This is a genomic window from Streptomyces sp. NPDC087300, from assembly GCF_044744425.1.
In the GTDB taxonomy this organism is placed as follows: Bacteria; Actinomycetota; Actinomycetes; order Streptomycetales; family Streptomycetaceae; genus Streptomyces.
Window position 1 is genome coordinate 1021383 of record NZ_JBIUYI010000004.1, and the last position, 18813, is coordinate 1040195.

23 protein-coding genes are annotated in these 18813 nt (G+C 72.2%); 20 read left to right on the forward strand and 3 right to left on the reverse strand.

The window, feature by feature from the left end; genetic code table 11:
- Positions 1-360: 360 nt before the first annotated feature.
- Entirely contained in the window at positions 361-1935 is a 1575-nt protein-coding gene (locus tag ACIO9J_RS20315) for an oxidoreductase (RefSeq protein ID WP_402000961.1), read from the reverse strand.
- Positions 1936-2100: 165 nt separating this feature from the next.
- Between ACIO9J_RS20315 and hisD the strand changes: the two genes are divergently transcribed.
- The 10 genes from hisD (at position 2101) to ACIO9J_RS20365 (ending at position 9846) form a co-directional block, all read left to right on the forward strand.
- Positions 2101-3432, forward strand: a complete 1332-nt coding sequence (gene hisD / locus ACIO9J_RS20320; RefSeq protein ID WP_402000964.1) for a histidinol dehydrogenase — start codon at positions 2101-2103, stop codon at positions 3430-3432.
- Complete coding sequence (locus tag ACIO9J_RS20325; RefSeq protein WP_402000967.1) at positions 3429-4553, forward strand: histidinol-phosphate transaminase; 1125 nt, start codon at positions 3429-3431, stop codon at positions 4551-4553. Before hisD ends, ACIO9J_RS20325 begins: the two co-directional genes overlap by 4 nt.
- Positions 4550-5143: an imidazoleglycerol-phosphate dehydratase HisB gene (gene hisB / locus ACIO9J_RS20330; RefSeq protein WP_098241935.1), complete on the forward strand. Its 594-nt coding sequence runs from the start codon at positions 4550-4552 to the stop codon at positions 5141-5143. Before ACIO9J_RS20325 ends, hisB begins: the two co-directional genes overlap by 4 nt.
- 4 nt (positions 5144-5147) lie before the next feature.
- A complete protein-coding gene (locus ACIO9J_RS20335) occupies positions 5148-5312 on the forward strand; it encodes a hypothetical protein (RefSeq protein WP_402000970.1) in 165 nt (54 codons plus the stop codon).
- A gap of 17 nt (positions 5313-5329) precedes the next feature.
- A complete protein-coding gene (gene hisH / locus ACIO9J_RS20340; RefSeq protein WP_402000973.1) occupies positions 5330-5971 on the forward strand; it encodes an imidazole glycerol phosphate synthase subunit HisH in 642 nt (213 codons plus the stop codon).
- On the forward strand, positions 5968-6696 hold the full coding sequence (gene priA / locus ACIO9J_RS20345; protein ID WP_402000976.1) for a bifunctional 1-(5-phosphoribosyl)-5-((5-phosphoribosylamino)methylideneamino)imidazole-4-carboxamide isomerase/phosphoribosylanthranilate isomerase PriA: 729 nt from the start codon (positions 5968-5970) through the stop codon (positions 6694-6696). Before hisH ends, priA begins: the two co-directional genes overlap by 4 nt.
- Positions 6693-7094 (forward strand): RidA family protein, encoded by a 402-nt coding sequence (locus tag ACIO9J_RS20350; RefSeq protein ID WP_402000979.1) that lies wholly within the window; start codon positions 6693-6695, stop codon positions 7092-7094. The genes priA and ACIO9J_RS20350 overlap by 4 nt, the downstream gene beginning before the upstream one ends.
- Positions 7091-7846, forward strand: a complete 756-nt coding sequence (hisF, locus tag ACIO9J_RS20355) for an imidazole glycerol phosphate synthase subunit HisF (protein WP_402000982.1) — start codon at positions 7091-7093, stop codon at positions 7844-7846. The genes ACIO9J_RS20350 and hisF overlap by 4 nt, the downstream gene beginning before the upstream one ends.
- Positions 7847-7979: 133 nt before the next feature.
- Positions 7980-8585, forward strand: coding sequence for a helix-turn-helix domain-containing protein (locus ACIO9J_RS20360; RefSeq protein WP_402000985.1), 606 nt, complete (start codon positions 7980-7982; stop codon positions 8583-8585).
- Between the two features lie 10 nt (positions 8586-8595).
- Complete coding sequence (locus ACIO9J_RS20365; protein ID WP_402000988.1) at positions 8596-9846, forward strand: MFS transporter; 1251 nt, start codon at positions 8596-8598, stop codon at positions 9844-9846.
- 10 nt (positions 9847-9856) lie between these two features.
- Here the strand turns inward: ACIO9J_RS20365 and ACIO9J_RS20370 are convergent, their stop codons facing one another.
- Entirely contained in the window at positions 9857-10252 is a 396-nt protein-coding gene (locus tag ACIO9J_RS20370) for a VOC family protein (RefSeq protein ID WP_402000991.1), read from the reverse strand.
- Positions 10253-10262: 10 nt separating this feature from the next.
- A complete protein-coding gene (locus ACIO9J_RS20375) occupies positions 10263-10898 on the reverse strand; it encodes a TIGR03085 family metal-binding protein (RefSeq protein ID WP_402000994.1) in 636 nt (211 codons plus the stop codon).
- 82 nt (positions 10899-10980) lie between these two features.
- On the opposite strand from ACIO9J_RS20375, the gene hisI reads away from it, so the two are divergent.
- The 10 genes from hisI (at position 10981) to ACIO9J_RS20425 (ending at position 18723) form a co-directional block, all read left to right on the forward strand.
- Entirely contained in the window at positions 10981-11364 is a 384-nt protein-coding gene (hisI, locus tag ACIO9J_RS20380) for a phosphoribosyl-AMP cyclohydrolase (RefSeq protein WP_402000997.1), read from the forward strand.
- 11 nt (positions 11365-11375) lie between these two features.
- On the forward strand, positions 11376-12878 hold the full coding sequence (locus ACIO9J_RS20385) for an anthranilate synthase component I (RefSeq protein WP_402001000.1): 1503 nt from the start codon (positions 11376-11378) through the stop codon (positions 12876-12878).
- Positions 12879-12885: 7 nt separating this feature from the next.
- Entirely contained in the window at positions 12886-13533 is a 648-nt protein-coding gene (locus ACIO9J_RS20390) for a TIGR02234 family membrane protein (RefSeq protein WP_402001003.1), read from the forward strand.
- A 139-nt stretch (positions 13534-13672) separates the two neighbouring features.
- The gene (locus ACIO9J_RS20395) at positions 13673-13900 is read left to right on the forward strand and encodes an HGxxPAAW family protein (protein ID WP_402001006.1); all 228 of its coding nucleotides are present in this window, start codon (positions 13673-13675) and stop codon (positions 13898-13900) included.
- A 153-nt stretch (positions 13901-14053) separates the two neighbouring features.
- Complete coding sequence (locus ACIO9J_RS20400) at positions 14054-14479, forward strand: DUF2752 domain-containing protein (RefSeq protein WP_402001009.1); 426 nt, start codon at positions 14054-14056, stop codon at positions 14477-14479.
- Positions 14480-14665: 186 nt separating this feature from the next.
- On the forward strand, positions 14666-15475 hold the full coding sequence (gene trpC / locus ACIO9J_RS20405) for an indole-3-glycerol phosphate synthase TrpC (RefSeq protein ID WP_402001012.1): 810 nt from the start codon (positions 14666-14668) through the stop codon (positions 15473-15475).
- 8 nt (positions 15476-15483) lie between these two features.
- Positions 15484-15651 carry a tryptophan biosynthesis modulator TrpM gene (gene trpM, locus ACIO9J_RS20410; RefSeq protein WP_402001014.1) on the forward strand — a complete coding sequence of 56 codons (168 nt, stop codon included), beginning with the start codon at positions 15484-15486 and terminating at the stop codon, positions 15649-15651.
- Positions 15652-15782: 131 nt separating this feature from the next.
- Positions 15783-17066, forward strand: coding sequence for a tryptophan synthase subunit beta (gene trpB, locus ACIO9J_RS20415; RefSeq protein WP_402001017.1), 1284 nt, complete (start codon positions 15783-15785; stop codon positions 17064-17066).
- The gene (trpA, locus tag ACIO9J_RS20420; RefSeq protein WP_402001020.1) at positions 17063-17878 is read left to right on the forward strand and encodes a tryptophan synthase subunit alpha; all 816 of its coding nucleotides are present in this window, start codon (positions 17063-17065) and stop codon (positions 17876-17878) included. The genes trpB and trpA overlap by 4 nt, the downstream gene beginning before the upstream one ends.
- A gap of 62 nt (positions 17879-17940) precedes the next feature.
- Entirely contained in the window at positions 17941-18723 is a 783-nt protein-coding gene (locus ACIO9J_RS20425) for a DsbA family protein (protein ID WP_402001023.1), read from the forward strand.
- Positions 18724-18813 lie beyond the last annotated feature (90 nt).

Consider the following 18813-nt stretch of genomic DNA (forward strand, 5'->3'; position numbering starts at 1 on the left):
GGTGGGGAAGGTTGCCTCGGGGTGGATAACGGTTCGGCCGCCGAGGGCCCCGCAAGGGGCGCGGGGAACCGCGCGCCCGGCCACGACGCTCCCGCGGAGACCCCACGGCCGCGCCGGAGGAGGCCACACACCCGCACCGCTCCAGTCGAGCGCAGCGGCCTAGGGTCTTTCGTTTGGATCAGGCCGGATCAGGGAGCGGGGTCTGGTGCGTGCGATCGCAAGGCGGAGGAGGGCGGCAACGCGGAGCGTTGGCAACCGACGACAACGCCGCAGGGGGCACCTCCCTGCTCGAGCGAAGCCGAGAGCTTGGGGGAGGGCGTGCCAGACCCCGCGAGCCCGGCCTGATCCAAACGAAAGACCCTAGCTGCGGCGGAGCAGCCGCGTCGCGCCCGCCGCCACCGTCGTGGCGAGGATCCAGCCGAGCAGGATCAGGATCGCGGCGAACCACTGCCAGCCGCCGCGCAGCTGCCAGTAGCTGTCCTGGCCCAGGTCGATGACCGGCAGGAGCAGGTCGAGGGTGAACAGGGCGGGGTTCCAGTTGGGGTGCTCGCCCGGTTTGATCGCGGGGTGGTCGGCGCGCGCGAAGGCCACCGCGCTGACGGCCCACAGCACGGCCATCCAGACCGCGGCCCGCCCGGGGCGGTAGCCGTACGCGACCGTCCAGTCCTGCGCGTATCCCCACAGCTTCGCCGCCAGCGGCAGCGTCTCGCGGCGCCTGCGCTGCTTGGCGAGGAGGACCTCGCGGGCGTCGGCGTCCTCGCCGCCGTTGCGCAGGACGGTCGCGAGCCGCTCGTACGGCTCGGGGTTGTACTCGGCCGTCGCGGCCGCCACCCAGCTCAGCCGCAGGGAGAGCGGGAAGCTGCCCTGCGGGACGAGGTTCTCGTAGGTGAAGCCGCCCATCTGGAGACAGCCGGGTCCTGGCCAGCTCGCCGACTTGTCGATCAGGGTGACGATCCGGGCGCCGGACAGGACGACCCTGCCGCGCTGCGGCGCCTCGCCGAGGAAGCGCAGCTCGGGCGTCTGGACGCGGCGCAGCGACAGCTCCTGGTCGTTCTGGAGCGTGAAGCGGGCCTGTGTGAGGTCGATGGCGTCGCCGAACCTGCCGTCGTCGAGGCGGACCCCGCCCTGGCACTCGAAGCGCTGCACGCGCGTGCCGCGCGCCGGGGTGGTGCCGCTGGTCAGGGACGGGTTGCCGAGGCCCGCGGGGGTCAGGTAGAGCGAGCGCTCCACGGTCAGCTGCGGGGCGTTCAGGGCGCGCCTGCCGTAGGGGTTGGTGAGCAGGCTGCCGCGCAGGCTCAGTGAGACGCCGATCTTCGCGCCGCGCAGGCTGAGCACGCCGTGCGACTCCATCATCTCGGCCTGGAGGTCCTGCCCGACCGAGAGGCCGTCGCCCAGGATCGAGTTGCCGCGCCGGTCGCGGTAGACCACCGCCTGGTTGAGCAGCAGGTCGGTGCCGATGTGGGCGTCGGTGAGGCGCATGCCGTTGTGGATACGGCAGCGCGGCAGGTGCAGATCGCCCTCGGTGTGCAGCCGGGCGGCCTCGAAGCGGGGGACCGCGCAGTCGACGAGCCGGAGCGTGGTGAAGCGGGCCTCGGGAAGGAGCACCTCCTTCTCGAAGCGGCAGTGCTTCATCTCGGTGTACGGGACGACCGTGCCGCCCGCGAGGTCGAGCGCGTCGGTGATCTGCACGCCCGCGAGCTTCAGCGAGGAGACGCGGCCCGCGAGCGCGGGCGGTCCGTCCAGGAGGAGCCAGCACACGATGCGCGCCCGCACGCTCCGCTCAGGACCCCAGGGGTGGCCGCCGTGCGGGTCGTCCACGGTGGCGTCGCCCGATCTGAGGTCGTAGACGCTGCCGTTGCGGAAGGCCTGCCACATGCCGATCTCCGCGGCGGTCAGTCCGTCCGGCGGGTCCCCGATGCCGGTGCCGTCGGCCACTTGCTTCCGTCCTCCCCGTTCCCCGTGCGCTTGTGCCCTCGTACACCTGTTCATGCCCGTTCGGTGACGGGCTGAACGCTAGTGGTGAACGTGCTGTTCCGGGATCCATATCAGCCAGTGATACGGGCGTCCGGTGCCGAAAGAAGGTCTGAGAGAATTGGCCATGTGATCTCTCGAATCGATCTGCGCGGCGATGCCCTCACAGAGTTTCCGTCGGGGGCCGCCCTGCGCGCCCTGCTGCCCCGTGCCGACTTCGACGTCGCGGCCGCCCTGGAGAAGGTGCGGCCCATCTGCGAGGACGTGCATCATCGTGGCGACGCGGCGCTGATCGAGTACGCGGAGAAGTTCGACGGTGTCCGCATCGAGCAGGTCCGCGTGCCCGCGGCCGCGCTCGCCGAGGCCCTGGCCGGTCTCGACCCCGAGGTCCGCGCGGCCCTGGAGGAGTCGATCCGCCGCGCCCGCACCGTCCACCGCGCGCAGCGCCGCGCCCCGCACACCACCCAGGTCGTGCCGGGCGGCTCGGTCACCGAGAAGTGGGTACCGGTCGAGCGCGTCGGGCTCTACGCGCCCGGCGGCCGGTCGGTCTACCCCTCCTCGGTGATCATGAACGCGGTCCCCGCCCAGGAGGCGGGCGTCGCGTCGACGGCGCTCGCTTCGCCGCCCCAGAAGGAGTTCGGCGGCCTGCCGCACCCGACGATCCTCGCCGCCTGCGCGCTCCTCGGCATCGACGAGGTGTACGCGGTCGGCGGCGCCCAGGCCGTCGCGATGTTCGCGTACGGCACCGAGTCCTGCGCCCCCGCCAACATGGTCACGGGCCCCGGCAACATCTGGGTCGCGGCCGCCAAGCGCTACTTCACCGGCCGCATCGGCATCGACACCGAGGCGGGCCCGACCGAGATCGCGGTCCTCGCCGACGACACCGCGGACGCCGTGCACGTCGCCGCCGACCTGATCAGCCAGGCCGAGCACGACCCGCTCGCGGCCGCCGTGCTCGTCACGGACTCGGTGGCCCTCGCGGACGCCGTGGAGAGGGAGCTGGCGCCGCAGGTCGCCGCGACCAAGCACGTCGAGGACCGGATCGTGCCCGCCCTCAAGGGGCAGCAGTCCGCGATCGTCCTGGTCGACGGCCTGGAGGAGGGCCTCAGGGTCGTCGACGCGTACGGCGCCGAGCACCTGGAGATCCAGACCGCGGACGCCACCGCCGTCGCCGACCGCGTCAAGAACGCGGGCGCGGTCTTCGTGGGCCCCTGGGCGCCGGTCTCCCTCGGCGACTACTGCGCGGGCTCCAACCACGTCCTGCCGACCGGCGGCTGCGCCTGCCACTCCTCGGGCCTGTCCGTCCAGTCGTTCCTGCGCGGCATCCACATCGTCGACTACACGCGCGAGGCCCTGGCCGACGTCGCCCACCACGTGGTGACGCTGGCCGAGGCCGAGGACCTGCCGGCGCACGGCGCGGCGATCAAGGCCCGCTTCGGGTGGAAGGTGCCCACCAAGTGACCGCCCAGCACGGAACGACCCGGATCGACGACCTTCCCGTACGCGACGAACTGCGCGGCAAGTCCCCCTACGGCGCCCCCCAGCTCGACGTTCCCGTCCGCCTGAACACCAACGAGAACCCCTACCCGCTGCCGGACGCGCTGGTCGACCGCATCGCCGAGCGCGTGCGCGCGGCCGCCCGCGACCTCAACCGCTACCCCGACAGGGACGCGGTCGAGCTGCGCACCGAGCTCGCGCGCTACCTCACCCGCACCGGCGGCCACCCGGTCGCCCTCGCCAACGTCTGGGCGGCCAACGGCTCCAACGAGGTCATCCAGCAGCTGTTGCAGACCTTCGGCGGCCCCGGGCGCACGGCCATCGGCTTCGAGCCCTCGTACTCGATGCACGGCCTGATCGCCCGCGGCACCGGCACGAACTGGATCTCGGGCCCGCGTCACGACGACTTCACGATCGACGTCGAGGCGGCCACGAAGGCGATCACCGAGAACCAGCCGGACGTCGTCTTCATCACGACGCCCAACAACCCCACGGGCAACGCGGTCCGGGCCGAGACGGTCCTCGCGCTGTACGACGCCGCGCAGGCCGCGGGGCCGTCGATGGTGGTGATCGACGAGGCGTACGTCGAGTTCAGCCACGGCGACTCGCTGCTCCCGCTGATCGAAGGCCGGCCGAACCTCGTCGTCTCGCGGACCATGTCCAAGGCGTTCGGCGCAGCGGGCCTGCGCCTCGGCTATCTCGCCGCCGACCCCGCGGTCGTCGACGCGGTGCAGCTGGTCCGCCTGCCGTACCACCTCTCGGCCGTCACCCAGGCCACCGCGCTGGCCGCCCTTGAGCACACCGAAACGCTCCTCGGATACGTCGAGCAGCTCAAGGCCGAGCGCGACCGCCTGGTCACCGAGCTGCGCGCGCTGGGCTACGAGGTGACCGACTCCGACGCCAACTTCGTGCAGTTCGGGCGGTTCGACGACTCGCATGCCGTGTGGCAGCGGATCCTCGACCGGGGCGTCCTGGTCCGGGACAACGGAGTACCGGGGTGGCTGCGGGTCTCCGCGGGAACCCCCGCCGAAAACGACGCGTTCCTCGATGCGGTACGCGAACTGAAGAAGGAGCAGAGCGCATGAGCCGCGTTGGACGGGTCGAGAGAACCACCAAGGAGACGTCGGTCGTCGTCGAGATCGATCTCGACGGCACCGGAAAGGTCGACGTGTCGACCGGGGTCGGCTTCTACGACCACATGCTCGACCAGCTCGGCCGCCACGGCCTCTTCGACCTCACGGTCAAGACCGAGGGCGACCTGCACATCGACTCGCACCACACCATCGAGGACACCGCGCTCGCCCTCGGCGCCGCCTTCAAGCAGGCGCTCGGCGACAAGGTCGGCATCTACCGCTTCGGCAACTGCACGGTCCCGCTCGACGAGTCCCTCGCCCAGGTGACCGTCGACCTGAGCGGCCGTCCGTACCTGGTGCACACCGAGCCCGAGAACATGGCGCCCATGATCGGCGCGTACGACACGACGATGACCCGGCACATCCTGGAGTCCTTCGTCGCGCAGGCGCAGATCGCCCTGCACGTCCACGTGCCGTACGGGCGCAACGCCCACCACATCGTGGAGTGCCAGTTCAAGGCCCTCGCCCGCGCCCTGCGCTACGCCGCCGAGCACGACCCGCGCGCCGCCGGAATCCTCCCCTCCACGAAGGGCGCGCTGTAAACCCATGAACGGCCTCAACACCATCCTCATCGTCGTCGGTCTGTTCCTGATCGGCGGCGTCATCTCCTTCGTCAAGCAGGGGATGCCCAAGAGCCTCATCACGCTGCTCTCCATCGGCGCCGTGATGTGTCTGGCCGCGGGCATCATGCGGCTCGACTACTGGAACTGACGGGAGGCGTACGCGAGATGAGCACTCCCAAGAAGGTCGTCGTCTTCGACTACGGCTTCGGTAACGTCCGCTCCGCCGAGCGCGCCCTGGCGCGCGCGGGAGCCGACGTCGAGATCACCCGCGACTTCGACACGGCCATGAACGCCGAAGGGCTGCTCGTGCCCGGCGTCGGTGCCTTCGCCGCCTGCATGCGGGGCCTGAAGGAGGCGCGCGGCGACTGGATCGTCGGGCGCCGCCTGTCCGGCGGCCGCCCGGTGCTGGGCATCTGCGTGGGCATGCAGATCCTCTTCGCGCGCGGCATCGAGCACGGCGTGGAGACCGAGGGCCTGGACGAGTGGCCCGGCACCGTCGAGCCGCTGAAGGCCGACATCGTCCCGCACATGGGCTGGAACACGGTCCAGGCGTCGGCGGGGTCCCCGCTCTTCAAGGGGCTCGACGACGACGCGCGCTTCTACTTCGTGCACTCCTACGCCGTGCACACCTGGTCCCTCGAAGTCGTGAACCCGGTGATGCGCGCCCCGTACGTGCACTGGTCCACGCACGGCGAGCCCTTCGTGGCGGCCGTCGAGAACGGCGCCCTGACCGCCACCCAGTTCCACCCCGAGAAGTCCGGCGACGCCGGCGCCCAGCTCCTCACCAACTGGATCGGAACCCTGTGAGCACCCTCGAACTCCTTCCCGCCGTCGACGTCCGCGACGGCCAGGCCGTACGCCTCGTCCATGGTGAGTCCGGATCGGAGACCTCCTACGGCTCCCCGCTCGAGGCCGCCCTGGCCTGGCAGCGGTCGGGCGCGGAGTGGCTGCACCTGGTCGACCTGGACGCCGCGTTCGGCACCGGCGACAACCGCGCGCTGATCGCCGAGGTCGCGGGCGCCATGGACATCAAGGTCGAGCTGTCCGGCGGCATCCGCGACGACGACACGCTCGCCGCCGCCCTCGCCACCGGCTGCACCCGCGTGAACCTGGGCACGGCCGCCCTGGAGACCCCGGACTGGGTCGCCAAGGTCATCGCCGAGCACGGCGACAAGATCGCGGTGGGCCTCGACGTCCGCGGCACGACGCTGCGCGGCCGCGGCTGGACCCGTGACGGCGGCGACCTCTACGAGACCCTGGAGCGCCTCAACGCCGAGGGCTGCGCGCGCTACGTGGTCACCGACATCGCCAAGGACGGCACGCTGCAGGGCCCCAACCTGGAGCTCCTGAGGAACGTCTGCGCGGCAACGGACCGTCCCGTGGTGGCGTCGGGCGGCGTCTCCTCCCTCGACGACCTGCGCGCGATCTCCGAGCTCGTCCCGCTCGGCGTCGAGGGCTCGATCGTCGGCAAGGCGCTGTACGCGAAGGCGTTCACCCTCGAAGAGGCGCTCGCCGCGGTGGCGTCGTCATGAGCGACGTCGTGCGCCGGGTGAACTCGGGCGGCCCGTGGGAGGAGGCCATCGGCTACTCCCGCGCCGTCGAGCTTCCGGGCGGCCTCGTCCTGGTGTCCGGTTGCACGTCCGTGGTGAACGGCTCCATAGACGCGGGCACGCCCTACGAGCAGACGGTCACCGCCTTCCAGGTCGCCTTCGACGCGCTGAAGAAGCTGGGCCTGGGCCGCGAGCACGTGGTGCGCACCCGCATGTACCTCACGCACGCGCGCGACGTCGACGACGTGGGCCGCGCCCACAAGGAGCTCTTCGACGACGTGCGCCCCGCCGCCTCGATGCTCATCGTCTCCGGCTTCATCGACCCCAGCCTGGTGGTCGAGGTCGAGGTGGAGGCGTACCGGGGAGCTGAGGCGTCATGACCCTCGCCGTACGAGTCATCCCCTGCCTCGACGTGGACAACGGCCGCGTCGTCAAGGGCGTCAACTTCCAGAACCTGCGGGACGCGGGCGACCCCGTCGAGATGGCCAAGGTGTACGACGCCGAGGGCGCCGACGAGCTCACCTTCCTGGACATCACCGCGTCGTCGGGCAACCGCGAGACGACGTACGACGTGGTCCGCCGCACCGCCGAGCAGGTCTTCATCCCGCTCACGGTCGGCGGCGGCGTGCGCACCGCCGAGGACGTCGACAAGCTGCTGCGGGCGGGCGCGGACAAGGTCGGCGTCAACACCGCCGCCATCGCGCGGCCCGAGCTGATCCGCGAGATCGCGGAGCGGTTCGGACGTCAGGTGCTCGTCCTCTCCGTGGACGCGCGGCGCACCCCGTCCGGGTCCTTCGAGGTCACCACCCACGGCGGCCGGAAGTCCGCCGGGATCGACGCCGTCGAATGGGCGCACCAGGCGGCCGAGCTGGGCGCGGGCGAGATCCTGCTCAACTCCATGGACGCCGACGGCACCAAGGACGGCTACGACATCGAGATGATCGAGGCCGTTCGCAAGCACGTCACGGTGCCGGTGATCGCCTCGGGCGGCGCGGGCCGTCTGGAGCACTTCCCGCCGGCCGTCGCGGCGGGCGCGGACGCGGTGCTCGCGGCATCGGTCTTCCACTTCGGCGATCTGCGGATCGGCGAGGTCAAGGAGACGCTGCGGGAGGCGGGGCACCCCGTCCGCTGAGCCTTCAGGGCTTCGGGCCCCGGTCACCTGTTCGGTGGCCGGGGCCCTTTTGCGTACAGATGCCGTACAGACGTGAAAGAGAAGTTGCGCAATTTCTGTTGCGCAACTTTTCTTTCCTACCTACGGTGAAGGCATGGACGACAAGCGGCAGCCCCCGCCTCCCGAGACCCGCCGGATCACCGACGTCGGCACGCTGAAGGCCTTCGGGCACCCGCTGCGCCTGAAGCTCTACGGCACGCTGCGCGTCGCGGGCGTCGCCACCGCCTCCCAGCTGGCGACGCAGGTCGACGAGGCGGTCTCGCTGGTCAGCTACCACCTGCGCAAGCTCGCCGAGCACGGCCTCATCGAGGAGGCCGAGGCGCAGAGCGGCGACGCGCGGGAGCGGTGGTGGCGCGCCGCCCAGGAGTCCCTGAGCTTCCGCCACGAGGACTTCAAGGACTCGCCCGAGGGGGCCGCCGCCCACACGGCCACCATCCGCCGTCTGGTCGCCTACCACCAGGAGCAGTACGAGACCTACCTCGACCAGCAGGAGGCCTGGGGCGAGCAGTGGCGCAGGGCGGCCGACCAGTCGGACTTCCTCGCCCGCCTCAACCCCGCCGAACTCACCCGGCTCAACGCCGACATCCACGCCCTGATCAAGACGTACGAGGAGCAGGGCAAGGCCGCGGAGGCGGCCGGTGACACCGAGGGGCGCGAGAACGTCGCCGTCCACCTGGCCAGCTTCCCGTTCCGGATCTGAGGGGCACGTCATGACCGCCACCGGCATACCCCCGGCCCCCGCCGTCACCGAACGCCCCGCCCACCGCGACGGCAACGTCCTGCGCTGGCTCGGCGCCTACACCACGTCGATGATCGGCGACAGCGTCTACTTCGTGGCGCTGTCCTGGGCCGCCGCGCGCACCGGCAGCGCCGGGCAGGCGGGGCTCGTCCTCGCGGTGGGGGCCGTACCGCGCGCGATCCTGATGCTCGGCGGGGGAGTCGTCGCGGACCGGTTCGGGCCGCGCCGCGTCGTCATCGGCAGCGACGCCGTCCGGTGCGCCGTGATCCTCGCCGTCGCCGTCCTGCTCCTGGTGACCGCTCCCGCGATCTGGCTGCTCGCGGCGGTCGCGCTCGTCTTCGGCGCCGTGGACGCGCTCTTCCTGCCGAGCGTGGGCGCGCTGCCGCCGCGCATCACCGCGCCGGGGCAGCTCGGCCGGGTGCAGGGCATGCGCGGGCTCGCCCAGCGCGTGGCCACGGTGGTCGCCGCGCCGCTCGGCGGGCTCGCGGTGGCGCTCGGCGGTCCCGCCGCCGCGTTCGGCGCCGCCGGGGTGCTGTTCGCCGTCTCGCTGGCACTCCTGATGGCCGTACGCGTCCGCGAGCTGCCCGCCGACGGCGCGGCGGCCCGCGGCGGCACGGCCCGGCGTCAACTGGCCGACGGGCTGCGGTACATCAGGGGCCACCGGGTCCTCGGCCCGCTGACGCTCGTGGCCGCGGTGATGGAGCTGGGCTTCGCGGGGCCCGCCAACATCGGACTCGTGCTGCTCGCCGACGAGCGGGGCTGGGGCGCGGCGGGCATGGCCTGGATCGTCGCGGGCTTCGGCGTCGGCGCGGGCCTCGCGGCCCTGCTGCTCACCGTGCGCGGGCGGGTGTCGCGGGCCGGTGCCGTGCAGTCCTGGGGCGTCATCGCGGGATCGGTCGCCCTGGCGGGCATCGCCTTCGCGCCCTCCGTCGCCACCGCCGCGGCGGCCGGGCTCCTCGTGGGCCTGTGCACGGGCCTGGGCGGCGCCCTGATCGGCGCGCTGTGCCAGACCGTCGCGGACCCCGCCTACCTGGGGCGGGTCACGTCCGTGATGACGCTGTTCACGATGGGTGTCGCCCCGCTCAGCTATCCGGTCGTCGGCGCGGCGATCGGGGTCTGGGGGATGGCGCCGGTGTTCGTCGCGAGCGCGGCCCTGAGCGCCGCGGGCGGCGTGATCGGACTCTGTTCCCGCTCCCTTCGCCGCGCCGAACTCCCGCGCTGACCCGCCGACTTCAGCCGGTCGGCTGGGACAGCTGCACCAGATTGCCGACCGTGTCGTCGAGCACCGCGGTGAGCACCGGGCCCTGCACCGTCGGCGGCTGCGGGAAACTCACGCCGAGCGCGCCGAGCCGCTCGTACTCGGCGCGCAGGTCGTCCACCGAGAAGACGACGCACGGCAGGTCCGCCGCCCGCAGCGCCGCGCGGTAGGGCTCGGCGATCGGCCCCTGGCCCGGCTCCAGGAGCAGCTGGAGATCCTCCTGGGCCCCGGCCGCGCCCACCGTGACGAACGGGAACCCGCCGCCCACGTCCACGTGCATCCGCGTCTCGAAGCCCAGCACGCCGGTGTAGAAGGCGTGCGCCCTCTGGACGTCGTCCACGTAGACACTCACCATGGCCACTTTGATCATGGATCGGATCCTAGAGTCCGAGCTGCTTCGACTCGTGCAGCCTGGCGACCGCGTCCTTGTCGCCCGCCAGATCCACCTCGGCGACCTCCTGGCGCCCGTACACGAACATCAGCAGCTCGGCGGGCTCACCGGTCACCGTCACCACCGGCGTCCCCCGGTGCGCCACCGCCGTCTGGCCGTCCGGGCGGCGCAGCACCAGGCCGGTCGGCGCCTTGCGGCCCACCAGGCGCGCGGTGCGCTCCAGACGGGACCACAGGGTGTCGGAGAACACCGGGTCGAGCTCGCGCGGCGTCCAGCCGGGGCGCGCCCTGCGCACGTCCTCGGTGTGCACGTAGAACTCGACGGCGTTCGACGCCTCGTCGACCTGCTTGAGCGAGAACGGCGAGAAACGCGGCGGCCCGGTCCTGATCAGCTGGATCAGTTCCTCGTACGGCTTCGCGGCGAACTCGGCCTGCACCCGTTCGAGACGCGCGGCCAGCTGCTTGATCAGGAGCCCGCCCGCGGCGTCCGCGCGGCGCTCGCGCACCACCACGTGGGCCGCCAGGTCCCGGGTCCGCCACCCCTCGCACAGGGTGGGGGCCTCCGGGCCCTCCGCCTCCAACAGATCGGCGAGGAGAAGCCGTTCACGCTTGGCATGGGTCGACATACCGGCCAGCCTACGACCGCCCGCGCGGTCCGGACAGTGGACGCGGGCCTGGGGCGGCGGGCCGGCGCGGCACAATGGGCCCATGACCAGCGTTCCCCCGCCCAGCAGCCTCGCCCCCGAGATCGCCGCGCGCCTCAAGCGCAGCGCCGACGGGCTCCTGCCCGCCATCGCCCAGCAGTACGACACCGGTGAGGTGCTGATGCTCGGCTGGATGGACGACGAGGCGCTGCACCGCACCCTGACCACGGGCCGCTGCACCTACTGGTCGCGCAGCCGCCAGGAGTACTGGGTCAAGGGCGACACGTCCGGACACTTCCAGTACGTCAAGGAGGTCGCCCTGGACTGCGACGCGGACACCGTCCTCGTCCAGGTCGACCAGGTCGGCGCGGCCTGCCACACCGGCACCCGCACCTGCTTCGACACCGACGTGCTTCCCGTGTCCCACGCGTCCGCGCCCGGTCAGTAGGGTCTGCCCCCATGGACCTTGAGACCTTCCGCAAGCTGGCTGCCGACCGCCGCGTACTCCCCGTCAGCCGCAGACTCCTCGCGGACGGCGACACCCCCGTCGGCCTCTACCGCAAGCTCGCCGCCGAGCGTCCCGGCACCTTCCTCCTGGAATCCGCGGAGAACGGCAGGTCCTGGTCCCGCTACTCCTTCGTCGGCGTCCGCAGCGCCGCGACCCTCACCGTCCGCGACGGCGAGGCCCACTGGCTGGGCACGGCGCCCGTCGGCGTCCCCACGTCGGGCGACCCGCTGGCCGCGCTGCGCGCCACCATCGACCTGCTGCACACCCCGCGCGACCTGGTGTCCGGCATGCCGCCCTTCACCGGCGGCATGGTCGGCTACCTCGGCTACGACATCGTGCGCCGCCTGGAGAAGATCGGCCCGGGGGAGCGGGACGACCTCGCCCTGCCCGAGCTGACCATGCTGCTCACCAGCGACCTCGCCGTCCTCGACCACTGGGACGGCTCGGTCCTGCTGATCGCCAACGCGATCAACCACAACGACCTCGACACCGGCGTCGACGAGGCCTACGCCGACGCGGTCGCCCGCCTCGACGCCATGGAGGCCGACCTCTCCCGGCCCGTCTCGCAGCCGCCCGCCGCGCTGCCGCCCTCCGAACTGCCCCCGTACACCGCGCTGTGGGGCGGCGAGCAGTACCAGGAGGCCGTCGAGGACATCAAGGAGCGCATCCGCGCCGGTGAGGCCTTCCAGGTCGTGCCCTCGCAGCGGTTCGAGACCCCGTGCACGGCGAGCGCGTTGGACGTCTACCGGGTACTGCGGGCCACCAACCCCTCGCCGTACATGTACCTCTTCCGCTTCGACGGCTTCGACGTGGTCGGCTCAAGCCCCGAGGCCCTCGTCAAGGTCGAGGACGGGCGCGCCATGGTGCACCCCATCGCGGGGACCCGGCACCGCGGCGCCACGCCGCAGGAGGACCAGGCGCTCGCCGACGAGCTGCTCGCCGACCCCAAGGAGCGCGCCGAGCACCTCATGCTCGTCGACCTGGGCCGCAACGACCTGGGCCGGGTCTGCGAGCCGGGCTCCGTCGAGGTCGTCGACTTCATGTCCATCGAGAAGTACTCGCACGTCATGCACATCGTCTCGACCGTCACCGGACAGGTGGCCGACGGGCGTTCGGCCTTCGACGTGCTCACCGCCTGCTTCCCCGCGGGCACCCTCTCCGGCGCCCCCAAGCCCCGCGCGATGCAGATCATCGACGAGCTCGAACCGTCCAGGCGCGGCCTCTACGGCGGCTGCGTCGGCTATCTCGACTTCGCGGGCGACTCCGACACCGCGATCGCCATCCGCACCGCACTGCTCCGCGACGGCACGGCGTACGTGCAGGCGGGAGCGGGTGTGGTCGCCGACTCCGACCCCGTCGCCGAGGACACCGAGTGCCGCAACAAGGCCGCCGCGGTGCTGCGCGCCATCCACACGGCGAACCGGCTGCACGCGCGTTCGGACCGTGAGGGATAGTGGACAGGTGACTTCCGCAGTACCACCGCCCCGTACCGAGGCTCCCGCCGAGAGCCCAGAGCAGCGCAGCAGCAGGCGCAGCATCGCCGCCGCGCTGCTGCTCGGCGCCGTCGGCGCGGCCCTCGCCCTGCTCGCCTCGCGCCAGGAGTGGGCGCACGGCACCGCTTCGGTGGCCGGCGGCGCCCTGCCGCTCTCCGCCAAGGGCAGCGACGTCACGGGCGTCCCCGCGGCCCTCGCCATAGTGGGCCTTGCCGCTCTCGTCGCCGTCTTCGCGGTCCGCCGCACCGGACGCGTCCTGGTCTCCCTGCTGCTCGCGCTCAGCGGCGCGGGCACCATCGCCGCGGCCCTGCTCGGCGCGGACGACCGGGGCGCCCTCGACGAGAAGGCCGCGACCGCGTCCGGCGACGCCGCGGCCACCATCGGGGAGCTCAGCCACACCGGCTGGCCGTACGCCGCGGCCGCCGCGGGCGCGCTCCTCCTGCTCTCCGGCCTGCTCGCCCTCACCTACGGCAGGGGCTGGCCCGCGATGTCGGGGCGCTACGAGCGCGACGGCACGCCCAGCCCCCGCAAGGCCCGCCGCGCCCCCGACCCGGAGCGGCCCGAGGAGATGTGGAAGGCCCTCGACCGGGGCGAGGACCCGACGCGCGAGACCTGACGGGACCGACGCGTCAAGCCCGACCCCGCGCTCAAGGCATACGCGCGAGTACGGGACAATGGTGACGAGCGTCCGACTCGCGGTGGGCCTCCCACCCACCACCACGTACACACACGTACACAGCAACGAGGAGCAATCAATGGCGGGCAGCAGCCACGGACACACCCCGGCCGCCTGGACCGGTGTCATCATCGCCTTCATCGGCTTCTGCGTCGCCGGCGCCTTCATGGTGATGGCGAACGTGCCCGGGTTCTGGGCCGGCATGGCCATCATCGTGATCGGCGGCCTCGTGGGCGGTGCCATGCGCGCCGCGGGCCTGGGGCAGGCCAAGCGCCCGCAGCGCCAGGTCGCGGGCTCCGAGAGCTGATCCCGCGGAGCTGATCTCCGTCGTACGCCAGGAGGCGGCCGGGCACCTGCCCGGCCGCCTCCTCGCGTACGTGCCCGCCGTTCGGCCCCGCGGCCGTCCCGTCGCCGGTACGGCCACCGGGCGCCGGACCCCGCGGCGAGGCAGAATGCACGGGTGACCGCCGAAACCGAGAGCGCCGCGCCCGCCGTCCTGACCCGTCTGCTCGTGCCGGCCGGTGTGCTCGCCTCCGTCGTCGGGGCCTTCGCCTACGTCGGAGCGGTCGACCCGAACGAACCGGGCCACTACCCCGCCTGCCCGCTGCTGCGCCTCACCGGCATCTACTGCCCCGGCTGCGGCGGTCTGCGCAGCGCCCACGCGTTCATCCACGGCGACTTCGGCGCGGCCCTCGGCGCCAACGCGATGGCCGTCGCCGGCTATGTCCTCTTCGCCGTCGTGTGGACCCTCTGGGCGGTCAGGGCGGCGCGCGGGAAACCGCTGCGGATCGAGTTGGGCCCGGTGCCGCTCTGGAGCCTCGGCGTGCTGGTCACCGTCTTCACCGTCGTCCGCAATCTGCCGTTCGGATCGTGGCTGCACCCCTGACCGACAGGCCGTGACAGCGGCGGACCCCCAGCTCGCGGAGCCGGTGAACGGCCAGGTCACGGGCGCGGCCGGTGTCCAGGTCGTGGGACGCCCGTCAACCGGATGCGGGGGCTTCGCCCTCCTGCGGATACCATCGCAGTGACCAGCTTGAACGTCAGCTCAACCGTCAGGGAAGGGGGCCGCTCGGTGAGTGTGCTCGACGAGATCATCGACGGAGTCCGTGCCGACCTCGCGGAGCGGCAGGCGCGCGTCAGCCTCGACGAGATCAAGGAGCGCGCTGCTCGGGCCCCCGCGGCCAGGGACGGAGCGGCCGCCCTGCGCGGTGACGGCGTCAAGGTCATCTGTGAGGTCAAGCGCTCCAGCCCCTCCAAGGGCGCGCTCGCCGCGATCGCCGACCCCGCGGGGCTCGCCGCCGACTACGAGGCGGGCGGCGCCGCCGTCATCTCCGTGCTCACCGAGGAGCGCCGCTTCGGCGGTTCGCTCGCCGACCTGGAGGCCGTCCGCGCCAAGGTCGACATCCCGGTGCTCCGCAAGGACTTCATCGTCACCTCGTACCAGCTGTGGGAGGCCAGGGCGTACGGCGCCGACCTCGCGCTGCTCATCGTGGCAGCCCTGGAGCAGCCCGCCCTGGAGTCCCTCATCGAGCGTGCCGAATCGATCGGCCTCACGCCGATCGTCGAGGTGCACGACGAGGACGAGGCCGAGCGCGCCGTGGACGCGGGAGCCCGCGTCATCGGCGTCAACAACCGCGACCTCAAGACCCTCAAGGTCGACCGCTCCACCTTCGAGCGGATCGCGCCCGAGCTGCCGGACGGCGTCGTCAAGATCGCCGAGTCCGGTGTACGGGGCCCGCACGACCTGATCGCCTTCGCCAACGCGGGCGCCGACGCGGTGCTCGTGGGCGAGTCCCTGGTCACCGGGCGCGACCCGAAGGCCGCGGTCTCCGACCTGGTCGCCGCGGGCGCCCACCCCGCGCTGCGCCACGGACGGAGCTGACCCTCCCGATGTCCATCGCCGCCCGCCTCGCACCCGGCTGCCGCCCGCGCGGCTGCCGGGCGCCCGCGCGGCGCGTGCGGGGCAGGCGGGTGCGGTACCACATCGGAGCGGAACCGGGCCAGATCCCCGGGATGCGATGGCAGGGCGGCGCCTTGATCGCCGCCGGAGCTGAGTAGCGCCCCGGAAGGGGCGCGGGGAACTGCGCGCGCGGGCCACGACGGGCCGCGGTCGCGCACGGGCCCCGACCAGCAACGGCGCCAAGGCGAACACCGTCCAAGCCAATACGACGCCAACGCGAGGTTTCCGCATGCCCAGCGAGTACTTCATCCCCGACCCGGAGGGTCAAGTCCCCAGCGCCGAAGGGTACTTCGGCGCGTTCGGCGGCAAGTTCATCCCGGAGGCCCTCGTCGCCGCCGTGGACGAGGTCGCCGTCGAGTACGAGAAGGCCAAGAACGACCCCGAGTTCGCCCGCGAGCTCGACGACCTGCTCGTCCACTACACCGGCCGCCCCAGCAGCCTCACCGAGGTGCCCCGCTTCGCGGAGCACGCGGGCGGCGCCCGTGTCTTCCTCAAGCGCGAGGACCTGAACCACACCGGCTCGCACAAGATCAACAACGTGCTCGGCCAGGCCCTGCTCACCAAGCGCATGGGCAAGACCCGCGTGATCGCCGAGACCGGCGCGGGCCAGCACGGCGTCGCCACGGCCACCGCCTGCGCGCTCTTCGGCCTCGAATGCACCATCTACATGGGCGAGATCGACACCCAGCGCCAGGCCCTGAACGTGGCCCGCATGCGCATGCTGGGCGCCGAGGTCATCGCCGTGAAGTCCGGCAGCCGCACCCTGAAGGACGCCATCAACGAGGCGTTCCGCGACTGGGTCGCCAACGTGGACCGCACGCACTACCTCTTCGGCACCGTCGCGGGCCCGCACCCCTTCCCCGCCATGGTCCGCGACTTCCACCGCGTCATCGGCGTCGAGGCCAGGCGGCAGATCCTGGAGCGCGCCGGACGGCTGCCCGACGCCGCCGTCGCCTGCGTCGGCGGCGGCTCGAACGCCATCGGCCTCTTCCACGCCTTCATCCCGGACGCGGACGTACGCCTCATCGGCTGCGAGCCCGCCGGACACGGCGTGGAGACCGGCGAGCACGCGGCCACGCTGACCGCGGGCGAGCCCGGCATCCTGCACGGTTCGCGGTCCTACGTCCTCCAGGACGAGGAGGGCCAGATCACCGAGCCCTACTCGATCTCCGCCGGACTCGACTACCCCGGCATCGGCCCCGAGCACGCCTACCTCAAGGACAGCGGCCGCGGCGAGTACCGGGCGGTCACCGACGACGCCGCGATGCAGGCGCTGCGGCTCCTGTCCAGGACCGAGGGCATCATCCCCGCCATCGAGAGCGCCCACGCGCTCGCGGGCGCTCTCGAGGTCGGCAAGGAGCTGGGCAAGGACGGCCTGATCGTCGTCAACCTCTCCGGGCGCGGCGACAAGGACATGGACACGGCCGCGCGCTACTTCGGCCTGTACGACACGGACGCCGCCGTCGAGGCGGACGCGGCGGCCACCGCGGAGATCGAGGGGGACGCCAAGTGAGCGGCAACATCAGGCTGTTGGAGGACACCCTCGCGGCGGCGAAGGCCGAGGGCCGGTCCGCACTGATCGCCTACCTGCCGGCGGGCTTCCCCACCGTCGACGGCGGCATCGCGGCGATCAAGGCCGTCTTCGAGGGCGGCGCCGACGTGGTCGAGGTCGGCCTGCCGCACTCCGACCCGGTGCTCGACGGCCCCGTCATCCAGACCGCCGACGACATCGCGCTGCGCGGCGGCCTCAAGATCCGCGACGTACTGCGCACGGTCCGCGAGGCGCACGAGGCGACCGGCAAGCCGGTGCTCGTCATGACGTACTGGAACCCCATCGACCGCTACGGCGTGGAGCGCTTCACCGCCGAACTCGCGGAGGCGGGCGGCGCGGGCTGCATCCTGCCCGACCTGCCCGTCCAGGAGTCGGCGCTGTGGCGTGAGCACGCCGCGAAGCACGGCCTCGCGACGGTCTTCGTCGTCGCGCCGAGCAGCAAGGACGAGCGGCTCGCCACCATCACGGCGGCCGGTTCCGGATTCGTCTACGCGGCCTCCCTGATGGGCGTCACCGGCACCCGCGCCTCGGTGGGCGAGCAGGCGCAGGAGCTGGTGCGGCGCACCAAGGCCACCACCGAACTGCCGGTCTGCGTCGGGCTCGGCGTCTCCGACGCCCGCCAGGCGGCCGAGGTCGCGGGCTTCGCCGACGGCGTGATCGTCGGCTCGGCCTTCGTCCAGCGGATGCTGGACGCCGAGGACGAGCAGGCGGGCCTCGCGGCCGTCCGTGCGCTCGCGGGCGAACTCGCGGACGGTGTCCGCGGCAAGGCATAACCCGTACGGGTGGAATAGGACCGGGGAGGCACGCTCGTGCCTCCCCGGTTCGTTGGCGGGGTGTGAGTGAGAAGAACAGTGAGGGAAAGCGGTCGGCCCGCGAACGGCTGGCGGAAGAGCGAGAGCGGCAGAAGGCCCGCGACAAGAAGCGCAGAGGGCTGATCGTCGGGGCCGCGGTGGTCGGTGTGCTCGGCCTCGCCGCGGTGGTGGGCGTGCTCGCCGCCAGCTCCGGTGACGACAAGAGCGACTCGTCCGCGGGCCCCGTCGTCGTGCCGAAGGGGGCCAACGGCAAGGACCAGCTGTCGCTCCCGCTCGGCAAGGACAGCGCCAAGTCCACCCTCACCATCTGGGAGGACTTCCGCTGCCCGGCCTGCAAGCAGTTCGAGGACGGCTATCGCTCGACCATCCACGAGCTCGCCGACAAGGGCCAGCTCAAGGTCGAGTATCACCTGGCCACGCTCATCGACAAGAACCTCGGCGGCAGCGGCTCGCTGCGCGCGGCCAACGCGGCGGGCTGCGCCCAGGACGCGGGCAAGTTCCCGGCGTACCACGACGTCCTCTACAAGAACCAGCCCCCGGAGACGGACGACGCGTACAGCAAGAACGCCAAGCTGATCGAGCTGGCGGGCGAGGTGGACGGGCTCGTCACGGACTCCTTCAAGAAGTGCGTCGAGGACGGCACGCACGACAGCTGGGCCACCAAGTCGAACAAGGCCTTCCAGGACGCCAAGTTGCAGGGCACGCCCACGGTGGAGCTCGACGGCAAGAGCATCTTCGGGGACCAGCAGAACCCGCTGACGCCCGCGAAGCTGAAGAAGATGGTCGAAGAGGCGAACAAGGGCTAGGGCCTTTCGTTTGGATCAGGCCGGGCTCGCGGGGTCTGGCACGCCCTCCCCCAAGCTCTCGGCTTCGCTCGAGCAGGGAGGTGCCCCCTC